Below are 15,324 nucleotides of genomic sequence, written 5' to 3'. Positions count from 1 at the left end.
CCCGCGCCCCCTCCCTGGCCCCCGGCGCGAGCGGCGCCGTTGGCCAGTCGACGTTTGGAAGAGACTTCCGTGGGGCTGGCTGTAAAAACGACCGATTACCGCCCTTATTCATGGGCCGGCTTGGATGCAAACCCCTGGATTCACTTGGAAACGATGGTGCCACCCCTTGGCACGTGGGTCGCAAAGGGCAACCCCCCGTAGCGTCATCGCGATCCCCCAACCAGATCTCTTTTTCCCCGAGAGACACCATGCAGGCTTCCAACTCCTTCACCTCCCCTGATTCGCTCTCCACCTACCTGTCGGAGATCAACCAGTACCCGCTGCTCACCCAGCCGCAGGAGCAGGAGCTGTCGAAGCGCTTCCGCGCGGGGGACCTGGCCGCGGGCCACCAGTTGGTGACGGCGAACCTCCGCTTCGTGGTGAAGGTGGCCTACGAGTACCGCTCCTACGGCCTGAAGATGTCGGACCTCATCCAGGAGGCGAACATCGGCCTGATGAAGGCCGTGCAGAAGTTCGACCCGGACAAGGGCATCCGCCTCATCTCCTACGCCGTCTGGTGGATTCGCGCGTACATCCAGAACTGCATCCTGAAGAACTGGAGCCTGGTGAAGTTGGGCACCACGCAGGCGCAGCGCCGCCTCTTCTTCAGCCTGGCCCGCACGCGCCGCGAGTTGGAGAAGATGGGCGCCGGCGACGCGAACGTGGTCAACGCCGAGGAGATTGCGCGCAAGCTGAACGTGAAGGCCTCCGAGGTGCGCGAGATGGAGCAGCGCATGGGCGGGCGGGACTTGTCCCTGGACGCGCCCATGGGCGAGGACGGCGACGCCACGCACCTGGACTTCGTGGAGTCCGAGTCCGTCTCCGCGGTGGACGAGGTCGCCGACCGGCAGCAGGCCAACCTCACCCGCGAGCTCGTGCAGCGCGCCCTGCGCCGCCTGGACCCGCGCGAGCGCTTCATCATCGAGCAGCGCGTCATGGGTGACGCGGAGATGACGCTCAGCGAGCTGGGCGAGCACTTCGGCTTCTCCCGCGAGCGCGCCCGTCAGCTGGAGATTCGGGCGAAGGACAAGCTCAAGCTCGCGCTGGCCACGCTGATGGCCGAGGCCGGCGTCGACGAGAGCACGCTCAACGCCTGAGCCTCACGCCTTCCAGGGGAAGACGACGGCGCTCCAGCCCGGCCCGGCTGGAGCGCCGCCTCCCCGCACCGGCTCGACAGGCGCGGGCTCACCCCACCCGCTCGAAGCGAATGTCGGCGTGCTGGACATCCGCGGCGGCGAAGGCGAGCAGCCGCCCGCCCTCGTCGGTCAGCGCGGCGCGGTCCTCACGCGACAGCCGCGCGAAGGGCGTGATGCACAAGGTCGCGGCGCCGCGCGCACGTTCAATGCGCCAGGTTCCTCGAACGAAGCCATCCACGAGGAGGGTGGCGCGCACGATGCCGTTGATGGTGAAGACGCGCTTGCGGGCGGCATCGGAGATGATGCGCGTGCGGTCCGCGTGGGCCAGCAGCACGCTGTCGAATTCGGACAGGAAGCGGACGGGCGCGGGCGTGTCCGGGTCGGGCCTCCGGGCATCCGGGATGTCGAACAGCTCGACGCCGTGCTCGTCACGATAGGCGCGCAGTCCGGGCCTCAACCGCTCCAGGACAGCGCCCATGCGGGGCAGGCCCGACCAGGCCTGCAGGTCCTTGGCGCTCGCGGGGCCAAACGCGGCGAGGTAGCGCATCACCAGCGCGTCTGGCGGCGCGGCGGGCTTGAAGCGCTGGCCGAGCCAGGACTCGGCGGTGGCGTACACCATCCGCTCGCCATGGCCCCACGTTCCACAGGGTGGCACCACAACGAGCGGCTCCAGGCTCGAGAAACCCAGGCTCAGGGCGCTCGCATCATGGCCGGGCCACTTCTCCTGGAGCCGCTGGCCCAGCTCGCCCCGGGGACTGGGACGTGCCTCCAGCAGCGCCCGTCCCTCCGCCACCAGCGCCTGGACCTCTACACCCGCCAGTTGCTTGCCATGGGAGGAGTGCTTCAGCCCCCTGTCCAGCGCGGGTTGCAGCACGGGACGCAGCGCGAGGCAGTCACGCGCGGTCACCAGGTGCAACGTCCCGCGCATCATCCCGGCGCGCACCACCTGGCGCTCCGTCATGAGCCGGGTCAGCGCCTCTTGCTGGAAGCCGTCCAGCCGCGTCCACAATGCGCCGTAGGGAGGATGGGTGGCCTGGGCTTGAAGCCCCACCAGATGCTCCAGCGCCTCCATCACGCCCGCCCGGGAGCGCTGCAACAGCCACTGACGCTGGAGCAGTGCCCGGTTGAGGGCCCGCTGCCCCAGGACCTGGGCTGGCAGCCTCCGCCGCCGCGAGGAGGCACGGACAGGCGGCGCGCTTCCTGGTTCCTTCATGGGTGAAGGCACGGGACTCAGCCCCCCTCCCCTCCGCGCCTTGCTGGAGCGTCCACGTTTGACACCCGCGGGGACGAGCATCGGCAACAACATCAAGAAGGGAATCATGTCGGGTGGCACCTGGGGTGGGATGCGAACGCCCCTGGGTCGGGAGAACCCAAGGGGCTTCGTGGACGCCATCCTGCGACCCGTCCCTGACAGTCCTATGTCAGGAATGTACAACCCGCCGGGCCCGGGCTCAGCGCCGCGACATGCCGTGGAGCGCCATCACGAGGTGCTCGAAGGTGCGCCCGGGCAGCAGGCGTTTCGACACCAGGCCGACGCGCTGCGACAGGCGACCCACGGAGTAGCGCACGTCCACGCGCTGCCGCTCCACCAGGGCCAGGAGCTTCCGGGCGACCTGCTCGGGAGGAACGCCCGCGCCTTCTCCTGACTCCACCAGGTTCATGACGCGCTCGAAGGCCTCCTGATAGGCGGACCCGGGACCGGACTGCCGGGCGCGCTGCCGGTACTCGCGCACGCGCGTGAGGACATCCCCAGGCTGCAGCAGCGTGGCCTCGATGCCGAAGGCGGCGACTTCCTGCCGGAGGCTCTCCGTCATTCCTTCCAGGGCGAACTTGCTGGCGCTGTAGAGCCCCTGGAAGGGAAGCCCGGCGGCGCCGCCCATGGAGCTGATGTTGACGATGAGGCCCGACCGCTGCGCGCGCATCGTGGGGAGCACCGCCCGGCAGACGCGCAGCACGCCGAAGAAGTTGGTGTCCATCTGCCGCAGGGCCTCTTCGACGGACACGTCCTCCACGGCGCCGGCCATCACGAAGCCCGCGCAGTTCACCACCACGTCGAGCCGGCCCTCCGCCGCGAGCACCGACGCCACCGCGCGCTGAACGGAATCCTCATCCGTGACGTCCAACACGGCCATCCGGTGGTGGGCACCATCCGCGCGGGGATGGCGGCTGGTACCATGAACGGCGTGGCCATGTGCCCCCAGGAGCTCCGCGCAGGCCTGACCGATGCCAGAGGATGCGCCAGTGATGAGGACCACCTTGCGTCGCGACTTGCTCATGCGTGTTCCTGCCCAGGCTCGTGACGAGCATCAACGTGGGAGCGCATAGTGAACCTCATCGAGCCCTGTGTCCTGGCGGGCGCGGTCATGGGCACCCTCACCGGCGCCGTCCTGGGATTTCCCCATGGCCTGCTGTGGGGGCTGGGCGGCATGGCGACAGGCTTTGTCGGCGGCGTGCTCGTGCTGCCCTTCGTCATCCTCTTCCTCGTCATGGCCGGAATGGCGCTGTTCTTCTGGCCGCGCCACCTGCTCAGGCGGCTCCGGAGCACGCGGCCCGGGGCGGATGACGCGCCGCGAGGACACGGCGAACACTGAGGCGTCTGTCTTTACGTCTCGCCGAGTCCTCGCTTAAGAGGCCGGCTCATATGATTTCCACAGGCAGTGTGCATTTCCGCCGTCGAGGTTCCTCCAATGTCATGGGCTTCCCATCGCCGCGCGTGAAGTCGCTCCTGGCGTTGATGCTCCTGTGCCTGGCCCCCGTCACCTGGGGCTGTGGTGGGTCGGAGCCGTCGCCCTCCCCCAGACCCGATGCGGGCACCCAGCGGCCGGACGCGGGGGCACCGACGAACGACGCGGGCACGGATGCCGGGACGGAGGACCCCGACGCGGGAGCGCCGCCTCCGGGCTTCACGCTCCAAACCGCGTCCGAAGTGACGCTCCGGTTCATCCCGGAGGCAAGCGCGGGGCTGAACGTCACCATCACCCGCGAGCCCACGTTCACCGATGCCGTGCACCTCTCCATCGAGGGGCTTCCCGAGCATGTGCACGTGACCACCGCCGTCATCCCCGACACGGAGTCCGAAGCCACGCTCTCGCTCGCCGCCCAGGAGTTCGCTCGCTACGGCAGTGTGCCCGTGACGCTGGTCGCGAGCGGCGGAGGGGCTCGCGTCGAGCATCCCCTCAACCTCGTCATCCGGCCCGGCCCGGCGGCGCTGGATTCATCGTTCGGCGGCAATGGCGTGGCGATGCCCGCCTTCGGCCACCCGGAGGTGCGCATCCATGCCCTGGCGTCGCAGCCGGACGGCAAGTGGATCCTGGCGGGCGCCACGGGCTCCACCGGCCTGCGCGACGTCCTGGTGGCGCGTCTGCTCCCGGACGGGACGTTGGACCCCGCCTTTGGCACCCAGGGCACCGTCACCCTGGACGTCTGTGGCGGCGATGACTACGTGGACGCCGTCACCGTGCTGTCCGACGGGCGAATCCTCGTCGCGGGGGGCGCCATCGCGGGTCCTGGGAGCTGCTCGGGGAGGCAGTACCAGAGCCTGCTCTTCGCCCGGTACACCTCGGCGGGCGACCTGGACACCTCCTTTGGCGACACGGGGGTGCGTACCTTCCAGATGTCCGCGGGCAACGCCGCGCTGCATGCCGTCACGGTGGATTCGAGGGGGCGCATCGTCGGTGCCGGCACCGTGCAGCACGATGACCTGGACTTCGTCATCATGCGCCTGACGCCCACGGGCGCCGCCGATACGACCTTCAGCTCGGATGGACTGGCCTGGGATGACCTGGGCCAGGACGAGGACGGCCTGGCCGTTGTCACCCTGGCCGACGACCGCATCGTGGTGGCGGGAACCACGAACGCCAGCCGCAACCACATGGCCTTGCGTCGCTACAACGTGAACGGCACGCCCGACTCGAGCTTCACGTACCGAAGCGCGTCGGATTGGCCTCGCCTCACCCCCCGGACCCTGCATCTGCTGGACGGGGGCAAGTTGCTGGTGGGCGGCAGCGCGCGGTGGAATGCGGGCACCGACTCCCCCAACAGCGGCGCGGTGACACGGGTCCATGCCAGCGGCAGCCCTGATACGAGCTTCGGCTGGGATGGCGATAGCGTCACCCACTTGTCCGCGCCAGGAACCCAGCAGGAGCGGCTGGTGGGCACAGGCATCCTGAATGACGGCGAACTGGTCCTGGCGGTGGCCAGCACCATCAATGGCGCCACGGATGGCATTGGACGCATCCACCTGTCCGCGGACGGGAAGACCGCCCTGCGAGCCCATCGCACCAACCTGCCGGGGACCGAGGCCGCGCTCACCGCCGCGTTCCATTCCGATGGCTCGATGTGCGTGGCGGGCCTCCGCGCCGACGAAGGCGCGTCCACCACGGCGCCCTTCGCGGCACGCTTCTGGCCCCACCGCTGAGCGGACCGCCAGGGGTCCCGAGCCCATTACGCTGGAGAATGGCGTCCACCTCCTCGCGGGTGGACGCCGCATGCGACACCTCCGGACCTCACTCTTGTCGCGCGCCCTTCCTGGCGCTGGCGCTGCCGCGCTCGGGCTTGCGGAGCTCCCGCTCCAGGGCATCCAACCGGTCATTCCAGAAGCGTTCGTAGAAACGCAGCCAGTCGGCCGCTCCGGCCAGCGGCGCCGGCGCGAGGCTGCACCGGTGCGTGCGCCCCTCCACCGACCTGTTCACCAACCCCGCGCGCTCCAGCGTCTTGACGTGCTTGGAAGCGCCCGCGAAGGACATGCTGAACGGCGCCGCCAGTTCGCCAATGCTCCTCGGTCCCGAGGACAGGCTGCGCAGCATCTCCCGCCGCGTCGGGTCGGAGAGCGCGTGGAAGACCGCGTCGAGCTGCTCGGAACGCTGCTGAACCATGGGGGTGACCATAACGACCTCCGCCCTAAATTAAACCACCCAGTTAAACAACATGCCAGAGGGGTGGGCAGGCGGGCAGCAGAAGGCGCTCGCGGACTACCCGCGCTTCGCGCGACGGCCGCGTCCCCGGGACCAGGCCAGAAGCACCAGCGGAATCAGGCCGGGGTTTCCGCCCCCTGCCGCCGCGCACCCGCCCTGCGCTGTTGCGTCCCGCGACACGGAGCAGGGCAGCCACAGCCGGCACGCGGAGCCCGCCTTCACACACGGATGCTCCCCCTGCGCGCCGGTGCAGGCAGGCCCGAAGTGGCCCGCCTCGAGCCCCGCCACCGCGCAACTCCGGGAGCCGTCCGCCCGCGCGACACACGCCATGCCCACGGGGCAGTCCGCATGCGCACGGCACCACTGCGCGCAGGCGTCCACGTCCGGGTCCACCGGCGTCCGGGCGGGCGCGCCTCGTGAGGCGTCCTCGATGGCGACCTGGATGAAGTCCGCGTGTACGTCGACGCGGCTGTTCGTCCCCGTGGTGCAGGTGCCGTCACCAAACGACGTCACACCGACCAGGCGCTCGAGGCCGTCCTGTTCGATGAACACCGGGCCACCGCTGTCCCCGCCGCACGACATCGCTGGCGCCGCTTCGATGGAGAAGGCGTCCGCTTCAACCGACGTGATTCGGGACAGGCCGCCGCGGCGCAGGCCCGAGCCGCCCTCCCCGTCCACGCCAAAGCCCACCACCCGCGCCAGCCGCCCCATGCCATCAGCGGGAAACGCCCGCCCCGCCCAGGCCAGCGGAGCGACCGGCGCCTCGCTGGCGAGAATCAACACGCCCAAATCACTCACGCCCGGGCGCCACGCGGGATGGAGCCGGCCCTCCACCACGCGGATGCGCTGCGCGGCGGAGGCACGGGCTGTCTCCGCGGCGAACACCACCGAGAACACCCGCGGAGCATCCGCGTTCTCCACGCAGTGCGCCGCCGTCAGCACCACCCGAGGCGCCACCAGCGTGCCCGTGCAGAGCACGCGAGCCGCCTCGTCAGGCTCCCCGCAGAAGGGCGAGACGGGGACGATGGCCGCCACCGCGGGGAAGCCCGGCTCGGGCGCGCCGCCCACCACGGCCCGCCGCGCCGGGGTGAGCATCTCCGGGGAGCCAGGGACGACAGAAGGACCGCACGCCCCCGCCGCCAGCAGGAGTCCCACGGCGGCGGACGTGACGTCACTCGCTGTCGAAGTCGCCCTGCGGAACGTCCGTGGCGGCGCCCGCGGCGTCCCAGTACTTCCACTCACCCGTCTTCTCCCCCTTCTCGTACTGGCCCTGCGCGGCCAGCGCGCCACCGGGGTGCCACTCCGAATAAGCGCCCTGCGAGCGATGCCCCGCCAGCGTCCCTTCCGCCCACTTCGAGCCGTCCGAGCGCCAGGCGGTCCACTTCACCGGGCCGGCGCCGGGTGAATGGAGCTCCTCGCGGTTCTTGTGGCCCTCCTCGTAGTAGAGGGTCCACAGGCCCTGCTTGAGCCCGGCACGATAGTCACCCTCGAACTGCTTCACGCCGTCCTCGAAGTAGCTGACCCAGCGGCCCTCCATCTTCCCGTCGACGTAGGTGCCCTCCGCCTTCAGCGCCCCGGTGGCGTGCCACTCCGCCCAACGGCCGTGCTTCTTCCCGTCGGGCCGGGCACACCACTGGAGGACCCCATCGGGCGGCGCGCGGCCCTGGAGCCGTGCGCCATCGGGACAAGGCCCGGAAGCCCCGTTGCAGCCCAGCGCCATCCCCGCGACGAGCACCCGCGCCGCACCTGTCAGCACGCGGTTCTTCAACTGCACGAACCCACGCCGCTGCAGCTGCAGTTGTTGCGCGCGAACGAGTAGTCATCCGACGCCGCCGCGAAGCTGCCCAGGCCGTAGTCGTGCTTGGCGCAGTCCTGCGTGTAGGCCGTGCTGCCCACGCAACGCGGCAGGCTGGTGACGCCGCAACCCTGCCCGCAGCGCCCCTTGCAGCCGTTGCCCGAGCCGCCGGTGCAGCCGCAGCCCATGCCCGCCGTGCGGTAGTAGCCGGAGCCGATGTACTGCCGTCCGCAGGAGCAGGAGATGTGCGTCCAGCCGCGCTCGGACACGTACTCGTACGCCGTGAGGACCTCGCCCACGGGGACGATCTGCATGAAGCTCGTCTGGCGCTCGGCGGCGTCCTCGACGCGGGTGCGGCCCTCTTCGGGGAGCGCGCGGGCAAGCCCCTCCATCAGCGACGCGAGCAGGTGCGAATGGGCCGCGTCGAGCGGGCTGCCTGACGGCATGAACTGGCCTACGCCCTGATTGAAGTCGATGTGGAACCCGACGACGGGGTCGCCAAAGTCGTACGTCACCTCGACGACGTTGGCCTGCGTCTCCACCGCGAGCATCCGCACCACGGCGCCCCCGGCGCCATACGTGGCCTCCAGCGTCGTCGCGTCGTGCTGGAGGACCTTGAAGCCCTCCTGCTCGATGGGCTGTTCACGCGGCGCGCCGGAACAGCCCACCACGACCGCCAGCGACACGGCACAGAGCAGCAGCCTTTTCATGTTTATCTCGATTCCAATGGCGTAAAAATTCTCAGCACCCGAGAATCTAGAAACATGCGCACATGGGCGTCAACGCGCTTACCCTGAAATCAATACCATCCCGGCTTAGGCTCGGCACCCCGGCGACGGACGCCGGTCTCAGGAGAGTCCCATGCCCCAGAACCGCGCAGCCCTGATGTGCATTGCCGCCCTGCTGATGGCCGGCTGTGGTGGTGCCATGGACGAAGCCACGGCGGAGCCTTCCACGACGGCGTCCACGTCCCAGGGGCTCTACCCGGAGTACGACCCGGACATCCACTGCCTGGTCTCGTCCCAGTACGTGTCCTGCGGCAGCGGTCCGACGATGTACGCCTACTACAGCCCGGACTGGGGCTACTACATCAACCGCGACGTCTGCGGCCGCAACGGGCCGGTCATCTGTCCGCTGTACTGATTCACAGGACGGGCATCCATCCCTGGCGCGGGCGGTGCTATCAAGCACCGCACCATGCCTGAAACGCCCCCTTCCCTGTTCGATGCGGTGCCCGCGGAGATGGACTTTCCTTCCGACGAGCGCCGCATCCAGGCCTTCTGGAAGGACCGCCGCATCTTCGAGCGCTCGCTCGAAACGCGTGAGGATGCCCCCAGCTTCGTCTTCTACGAGGGCCCGCCGACCGCCAACGGCCTGCCGCACAACGGCCACGTCCTCACGCGCGTCATCAAGGACCTGTTCCCCCGCTACAAGACGATGACGGGCCACTACGTCCCCCGCAAGGCCGGCTGGGACACCCACGGCCTGCCCGTGGAGGTGGAGGTCGAGAAGGAGCTGCGCATCCACGGCAAGGCGGAGATTGAACGCTACGGCGTGGAGCCCTTCACCGAGCGCTGCATCGAATCCGTCTTCCGCTACACCTCCGAGTGGGAGCGGCTCACCGAGCGCATCGGCTTCTGGGTGGACCTGAATCAGGCCTACGTCACCTACCACCGGCCGTTCGTGGAGAGCGTGTGGTGGGCGCTGGCGGAGCTGCACCGCAAGGGCCTGCTGTACCAGGGCCACAAGGTGGTGTGGTGGTGGCCGCAGGGCGGCACCGCGCTGAGCGCCGCGGAGGTGGGCCTGGGCTACAAGACGGTGGACGACCCGAGCGTCTACGTCGCCTTCCCGCTGCGCGACACGCCGGACACCGCCCTGGTGGTGTGGACGACGACGCCCTGGACGCTGCCGTCCAACATGTACGCGGCCGTCAACCCGGGCGTGGACTACGTCACCGTGGACGCGGGAGAGCGCAAGCTCATCGTCGCCGCGGCGCTGCGCGAGGCGCTGGCGAAGAAGCTCAAGATGGACCTGCCGGTGCTCGCCACGCAGAAGGGCAGCGACCTGGTGGGCCAGCGCTACCAGCCGCCCTTCGACCTCTACCACCAGCGCGCGGGCGACACGCGGCTGCCGCTGAAGGACGGCGGTGAGGACGTGCAGGCCTGGCGCGTGCTGGGCGCGGACTTCGTGACGCTCGACAGCGGCACGGGCATCGTCCACATCGCCCCGGCTTTTGGCGAGGACGACTACGAGGCCTTCCGCAAGGACAAGGCCCGCTTCGCCCAGCCGGAAGCGCTGGAGCTGTTCTGCGCGGTGAAGCCGGACGGCACCTTCTCCGACGACGTGCCGCTCGTCGCGGGGCGCTTCGTGAAGGAGGCGGACAAGGACATCCAGCGCCACCTGAAGGAGCGCGGGCTGGTCCTCTTCACGGAGCAGTACAAGCACGAGTACCCCTTCTGCTGGCGCGCTGACGACGACCCGCTCATCCAGTTCGCCCGGCCCGCCTGGTACATCCGCACCACGTCCGTGAAGGACGAGGCCATTGCCAACAACCGCGCCGTCAACTGGGTGCCCGAGCACATCAAGGAAGGCCGCTTCGGCGACTTCCTGGCCAACAACGTGGACTGGGCCCTGTCGCGCGAGCGCTACTGGGGCACGCCGCTGCCGCTCTGGGTGCACTCGGAGACGGGTGAGGTGGAGGCCATCCCCTCGCTCCAGGCGCTGCGTGAGAAGCCGGGCAACAACGTGGCCGCGGTGGAGGCGGAGCTGAACGCCTTCCTCGCGGGCAAGCCCCACGAGGCCAACGCCAGGCACCTCATCGTCCACAAGCCGTGGATCGACAAGGTGACGTTCGAGAAGCCCGGCACCCCGGGGCGCTTCCAGCGCGTGCCCGAGGTCGTCGACGTGTGGTTCGACTCCGGCTGCATGCCCTTCGCGCAGTGGGGCTTCCCGCACGCGCCGGGCTCGCGGGAGATCTTCAACCGCGCCTTCCCCGCGGACTTCATCTCCGAGGCCATCGACCAGACGCGTGGCTGGTTCTACTCGCTGCTGATGGTGAGCACGCTCCTCTTCGACGAGGAGACGCAGGCGCGCATGGGCCTGTCACCCCAGCGCGGCTGGCCGCAGCCGTACAAGAGCTGCATCGTGCTGGGCCACGTCTCCGACAAGGAGGGCCGCAAGGAGTCCAAGTCCAAGGGCAACTACACGCCGCCGGAGATCATCCTGGACGAGGTGCGCATGGACTTCGCCGTCCTCACGGCCGCGGAGGCCGGCGTTCCGGGTGAGCCGGGCGTGGCGCTCATCGCTCGCGAGGACCTGGAGGGCTTGGACATCCAGGAGGGCGCCAAGGTGCAGCTCTTCCGGCCAGACCGTCCGGACGCGGTCATCACCGCGACGGTGAAGGCACACAAGAAGCTCAAGCGCCGCGTGCTGCTGCTGGCGCCCGCTGACCTGCAGACGCTGGACGTGGCGCCCTCCGCGCGAGGCGCCAGCGTCATGCCGGTGGAGGTGCCCCGGTTGGCGCCCTCCGAGCGCGTGGTGCTGAAGGACCCCGCCGCCAAGGCGCCGGGCGCGGACGCGTTCCGCTGGTTCTTCTACGCGGCGAGCCCCACCTGGTCGAACACGCGGCACTCGCTGAGCAACGTGCGGCTGTTGCAGAAGGACTTCCAGGTCAAGCTGCGCAACGTCTACTCGTTCTTCACCATCTACGCGAACATCGACGGCTTCAACCCCGCGGCCGGCAACACGGACGCATCCGACTCGCCGTGGGAAGCCATCCGCCGCAGCCAGGGCTGGCGCGAGGTGAAGGCGCGGCCGGTGCTGGACCGCTGGATTCTGTCCGAGGTCCACCTCACCCTGCGCGACGTCACCCGCGCGCTGGACACCTACCAGGTCTACGACGCGGCCCAGCGGATGGTGGCGCTGGTGGACGCGCTGTCCAACTGGTACCTGCGCCGCAGCCGCTCGCGCTTCTGGGCGCCGGGCTTCGAACAGGACAAGCAGGACGCGTACTTCACGCTCTACGAGGCGCTCACCACCATTGCCTCGCTGTCCGCGCCCTTCATCCCCTTCTTCGCCGACGAGATGTGGGGCAACCTGGTGCGCAAGCCCTGGCCCACCACGCAGCCGGAGAGCGTCCACCTGGCGCGCTTCCCCTCCGTGGATGCGTCCCTCATCGACGAGGGGCTCGCGGCGGAGATGGGCGCTGTGCGGGATTTGGTCTCCCTGGGCCTCAAGGTGCGCACGGACAACCGCCTCAAGGTGCGCCAGCCGCTGTCGCGCGCGGACGTCATCCTGGCGCGCAAGGAGCTGACGGACCGCGTGGCGGCGTACCGCGACCTCATCGCGGACGAGCTGAACGTCCACGAGGTGCGCTTCGTGGAGCCGGGCAGCCCGGAGGCGGACGTGGTGCGCTTCCGCGTCCGGCCCAACCTGCGCGCGGTGGGCGGACGGCTGGGCCCCAAGCTGGCCCCGGTGCGCAAGGCCTTCGACACGGGTGACGGCGCCGCGCTGCACCGCGAGCTGCTCCAGACGGGCCGCGTGGCCATGACGGTGGCTGGCGAGGACCTGGTCTTCACCGCCGAGGAGCTGGAGACGCTGGTGGAGGCCAACCCTGGCTACGCCGCCGCGGGCATGGGCGTGGGCGTGGTGGTGCTCCACACCGAGCTGACCGAGTCCCTGGTGGATGAGGGCCTGGTGCGCGAGCTGCTCGCCCGCGTGCAGGGCGCGCGCAAGGACATGGAGCTGGGCTACACCGACCGCATCCAGCTCTGGGTGGACGGCGACGCGCGCGTGAAGCGCGTGACGGACGAAGCGCGGGAGCTGATCGCACGGGAGACGCTGGCCTCCAGCATCCTCGTGGGCCCCGAGGGACTCACCGGCAAGGAAGAAGAAGTCAGCATCAACGGCCTGCCCGCGCGCATCCGCGTGGAACGGGCCTGAGCCGCGAAAAAACACGGGCTGCCTCATCCCCGCGATGAGGCAGCCCGCAAGTCACGGCACCCCGGCGCTGCCCTTCCCACGTGAAAAAGAGCCGCGCCAGCCTTCACTCAGCTCGCGGTGAAGGTTGTGTCGTTCCGGTACAGCAACGTCTGGGACCCGTTGGACGTGTAGACGCGCGTGTCCACGCGGTACGTCCCGGCCGGCCGCGAGGTGGGAATCACCAACGTCGGCGTGAAGTAGACTTCGCCGCGATAGACGCCATGGATGGGCTGTGCATCCGCGCTCACCGCCATCAACACCGTGGCGATGGCACGGAACAGCTTTCCCGCTGCCCGCTTCATGACGTCACTCCCCGGCCTCAAGCATTTCCAGAATTTCAGTTTTTACTCGGCTACTAGACATAGGGCTGGCTGTCAATCCAGCCCCAGCCCCCTCTCCGCTACGACGCCCGGCCGCATGACTCCAGGGCCAGGCACCGGCCCGGCATGCCAATGCGTCAACTTGACGCACACCCCACTGCCATCGCCGGGATATGACGTGCGGGTGTCCACCGCGCCGCCCCACACCGAGGCGCCGTCACCTGACGTCCTGCCCTCGCCCACGCGCTCCGCCTTCCAACGCGCCACCGGGGACATGGCGGCGCGGTTGTCCTCCAGCGACATCGCGCTCGGGTGGCTGGTCCGCCTGCGCTGGCACGCCGTCGCCGGACAAGCGCTGACAGTGGGCGTCGCCGTCCGAGTGCTGGAGCTGGAGCTGCCCGTGGCGCCCCTGCTGGCCCTGGTGGCCACGACGGCGGTGTCCAACCTGCTCCTCACGCTCTGGCTCCGCCGCGAGCCCGAGGTCCGTCCCGGCCTGCTGGGCGCCGTGCTCGCGTTCGACACCGCGTTGCTGACGGGGCTGCTCGCGCTGTCCGGTGGCCCGGCCAACCCGTTCTCCATGCTGTATCTCGTCCATGTGACGCTGGCGGCCATCGTGCTGGGCCCCCGCTGGACGGCGCTCATCGCGATGCTGTCGGTGCTGGGCTCGACCAGCCTCTTCGCCTGCCACGTCCCACTGCCCGACACGGTGAACCCGCCGGACAGCCACGGCCTGGACTCGCTCCACGTCGTGGGCATGTGGGTCGCCTTCACGCTGACGGCGCTCATCATCGGCTTCGTCGTCGCCCGCGTGGCCGCCGCGCTGAGAGACCGGCATGCCGCGCTGGCGCGCACGCAGCGGCTGGCGGCGCGCGCGGAGAAGCTGGCGTCGCTGTCCACGCTGGCGGCCGGCGCGGCACACGAGCTGGGCACGCCGCTGGGCACCATCGCCATCGCGGCCAACGAACTGGACGCGCTCATCCTGGAGGCGCCCCAGGAAGCGCTGGAGGACGCCCGCCTCATCCGGGACGAGGTGGAGCGCTGCCGGGACATCCTTGAGCGCATGAGCGCCCGCGCGGGCCAGACGCTGGGCGAGGTCCCCGAACGGACGACGCCGAGCGACGTGCTCGCCCGCCTCCGGGAACAACTGAGCACCGCCGACCAGGCGCGCCTCCAACTCGAGCCCGGCCCGGACGTGCCCTTCTGGTGCCCCGTGCGAGGACTGGTGCAGGTCCTGACGAACCTGGTGCGCAACGGGCTGCATGCCAGCGAGGCCACCGGAGCGAACGTCGTGGTGTCCGCGCACCGCGAGGAGGACCGCCTGCGCTTCATCGTGGAGGACCGGGGCACCGGCATCCCGCGCGCGCTGTTGCCCCGGCTGGGCGAGCCCTTCTTCACCACCAAGCCCGCGGGCCAGGGCATGGGGCTGGGCCTGTTCCTCACCCAGACGTACGCCGAGCTGTGTGGAGGCCGCCTGGAGCTCGACTCCGAGGAGGGACAGGGGACGCGCGTGACGCTGGAGCTGCCCTTGAGGAAGGAGTCGTCCGATGCCCCCCGGTGAAGCCCCCGCCACGGTGCTCGTCACCGACGACGACGAGCGATTCCGAGAGCGGCTGGTGCGCGCCTTCGCGCGGCACGGCTTCCAGGCCCACGGCGCGGCCAGCACGCAAGCGGCGCGCGAGGCCGCGCGGGCGTTGCGTCCGGGTTACGCCGTCGTCGACCTCCGCCTGCCCGACGGTTCCGGCCTGGAGTTGGTGCGCGAGCTGAAGGCCCTGGACGCGAGCACCACCATCGTGGTGCTGACGGGCTACGGCAGCATCGCCACGGCGGTGGAGGCCGTCCGGCGAGGCGCCACGCACTACCTGGCCAAGCCCGCGGACGTGGACGACATCCTGCTGGCCTTCGCCGGCGCCACCCTCCCCTCCGGGCAGGATGCCGCGCTCACCCACGAGGTGCCCTCCCTGGCGCGCGCGGAATGGGAGCACATCCAGCGCGTGCTCGCCGACTGTGGGGGCAACATCTCCCAGGCCGCCCGGCTGCTGCGCATCCAGCGGCGGAGCCTGCAACGCAAGCTGTCCAAGTACCCCGTCCCCAAGTGAGACCCGGGGTGCGTCAGCAAGACGCACGAAACGCGGCGCCCGAGC

14 protein-coding genes are annotated in these 15,324 nt (G+C 69.9%); 7 read left to right on the top strand and 7 right to left on the bottom strand.

Annotated elements, in window-relative coordinates; all coding sequences use genetic code 11:
- The first annotated feature begins 248 nt into the window (after positions 1-248).
- On the top strand, positions 249-1,136 hold the full coding sequence (locus HNV26_RS23300; protein WP_171441927.1) for an RNA polymerase factor sigma-32: 888 nt from the start codon (positions 249-251) through the stop codon (positions 1,134-1,136).
- A gap of 88 nt (positions 1,137-1,224) precedes the next feature.
- On the opposite strand, the gene HNV26_RS23295 is transcribed toward HNV26_RS23300, so the two are convergent.
- Positions 1,225-2,388: a winged helix DNA-binding domain-containing protein gene (locus HNV26_RS23295; RefSeq protein ID WP_253816941.1), complete on the bottom strand. Its 1,164-nt coding sequence runs from the start codon at positions 2,386-2,388 to the stop codon at positions 1,225-1,227.
- 238 nt (positions 2,389-2,626) lie between these two features.
- Positions 2,627-3,451, bottom strand: coding sequence for an SDR family oxidoreductase (locus HNV26_RS23290; RefSeq protein ID WP_171441929.1), 825 nt, complete (start codon positions 3,449-3,451; stop codon positions 2,627-2,629).
- A gap of 48 nt (positions 3,452-3,499) precedes the next feature.
- Between HNV26_RS23290 and HNV26_RS23285 the strand changes: the two genes are divergently transcribed.
- Positions 3,500-3,766, top strand: coding sequence for a hypothetical protein (locus HNV26_RS23285; protein WP_171441930.1), 267 nt, complete (start codon positions 3,500-3,502; stop codon positions 3,764-3,766).
- 101 nt (positions 3,767-3,867) lie between these two features.
- On the top strand, positions 3,868-5,592 hold the full coding sequence (locus HNV26_RS23280) for a hypothetical protein (protein WP_253816940.1): 1,725 nt from the start codon (positions 3,868-3,870) through the stop codon (positions 5,590-5,592).
- 88 nt (positions 5,593-5,680) lie between these two features.
- Here the strand turns inward: HNV26_RS23280 and HNV26_RS23275 are convergent, their stop codons facing one another.
- The 4 genes from HNV26_RS23275 to HNV26_RS23260 form a co-directional block, all read right to left on the bottom strand.
- Entirely contained in the window at positions 5,681-6,061 is a 381-nt protein-coding gene (locus tag HNV26_RS23275) for an ArsR/SmtB family transcription factor (protein ID WP_171441932.1), read from the bottom strand.
- Between the two features lie 84 nt (positions 6,062-6,145).
- A complete protein-coding gene (locus HNV26_RS23270; protein ID WP_171441933.1) occupies positions 6,146-7,243 on the bottom strand; it encodes a S1 family peptidase in 1,098 nt (365 codons plus the stop codon).
- 16 nt (positions 7,244-7,259) lie between these two features.
- A complete protein-coding gene (locus HNV26_RS23265; RefSeq protein ID WP_171441934.1) occupies positions 7,260-7,862 on the bottom strand; it encodes a toxin-antitoxin system YwqK family antitoxin in 603 nt (200 codons plus the stop codon).
- Entirely contained in the window at positions 7,853-8,593 is a 741-nt protein-coding gene (locus tag HNV26_RS23260; RefSeq protein ID WP_171441935.1) for a hypothetical protein, read from the bottom strand. The genes HNV26_RS23265 and HNV26_RS23260 overlap by 10 nt, the downstream gene beginning before the upstream one ends.
- Before the next feature lie 151 nt (positions 8,594-8,744).
- On the opposite strand from HNV26_RS23260, the gene HNV26_RS23255 reads away from it, so the two are divergent.
- Together HNV26_RS23255 and ileS are read left to right on the top strand one after the other, a co-directional pair.
- A complete protein-coding gene (locus tag HNV26_RS23255) occupies positions 8,745-9,026 on the top strand; it encodes a hypothetical protein (RefSeq protein WP_171441936.1) in 282 nt (93 codons plus the stop codon).
- A gap of 54 nt (positions 9,027-9,080) precedes the next feature.
- Positions 9,081-12,824: an isoleucine--tRNA ligase gene (ileS, locus tag HNV26_RS23250; protein WP_171441937.1), complete on the top strand. Its 3,744-nt coding sequence runs from the start codon at positions 9,081-9,083 to the stop codon at positions 12,822-12,824.
- A gap of 107 nt (positions 12,825-12,931) precedes the next feature.
- On the opposite strand, the gene HNV26_RS23245 is transcribed toward ileS, so the two are convergent.
- Complete coding sequence (locus HNV26_RS23245; protein WP_171441926.1) at positions 12,932-13,165, bottom strand: hypothetical protein; 234 nt, start codon at positions 13,163-13,165, stop codon at positions 12,932-12,934.
- A gap of 202 nt (positions 13,166-13,367) precedes the next feature.
- On the opposite strand from HNV26_RS23245, the gene HNV26_RS23240 reads away from it, so the two are divergent.
- Both HNV26_RS23240 and HNV26_RS23235 read left to right on the top strand, forming a co-directional pair.
- The gene (locus HNV26_RS23240; protein WP_171441971.1) at positions 13,368-14,741 is read left to right on the top strand and encodes an ATP-binding protein; all 1,374 of its coding nucleotides are present in this window, start codon (positions 13,368-13,370) and stop codon (positions 14,739-14,741) included.
- Positions 14,728-15,279 (top strand): response regulator transcription factor, encoded by a 552-nt coding sequence (locus HNV26_RS23235; protein WP_171441938.1) that lies wholly within the window; start codon positions 14,728-14,730, stop codon positions 15,277-15,279. Before HNV26_RS23240 ends, HNV26_RS23235 begins: the two co-directional genes overlap by 14 nt.
- Positions 15,280-15,324: the final 45 nt, after the last annotated feature.

It is taken from the genome of Myxococcus xanthus, assembly GCF_013116825.1.
GTDB lineage: Bacteria > Myxococcota > Myxococcia > Myxococcales > Myxococcaceae > Myxococcus > Myxococcus xanthus_B.
This window is presented reverse-complemented; position numbering and strand designations above follow the sequence as displayed.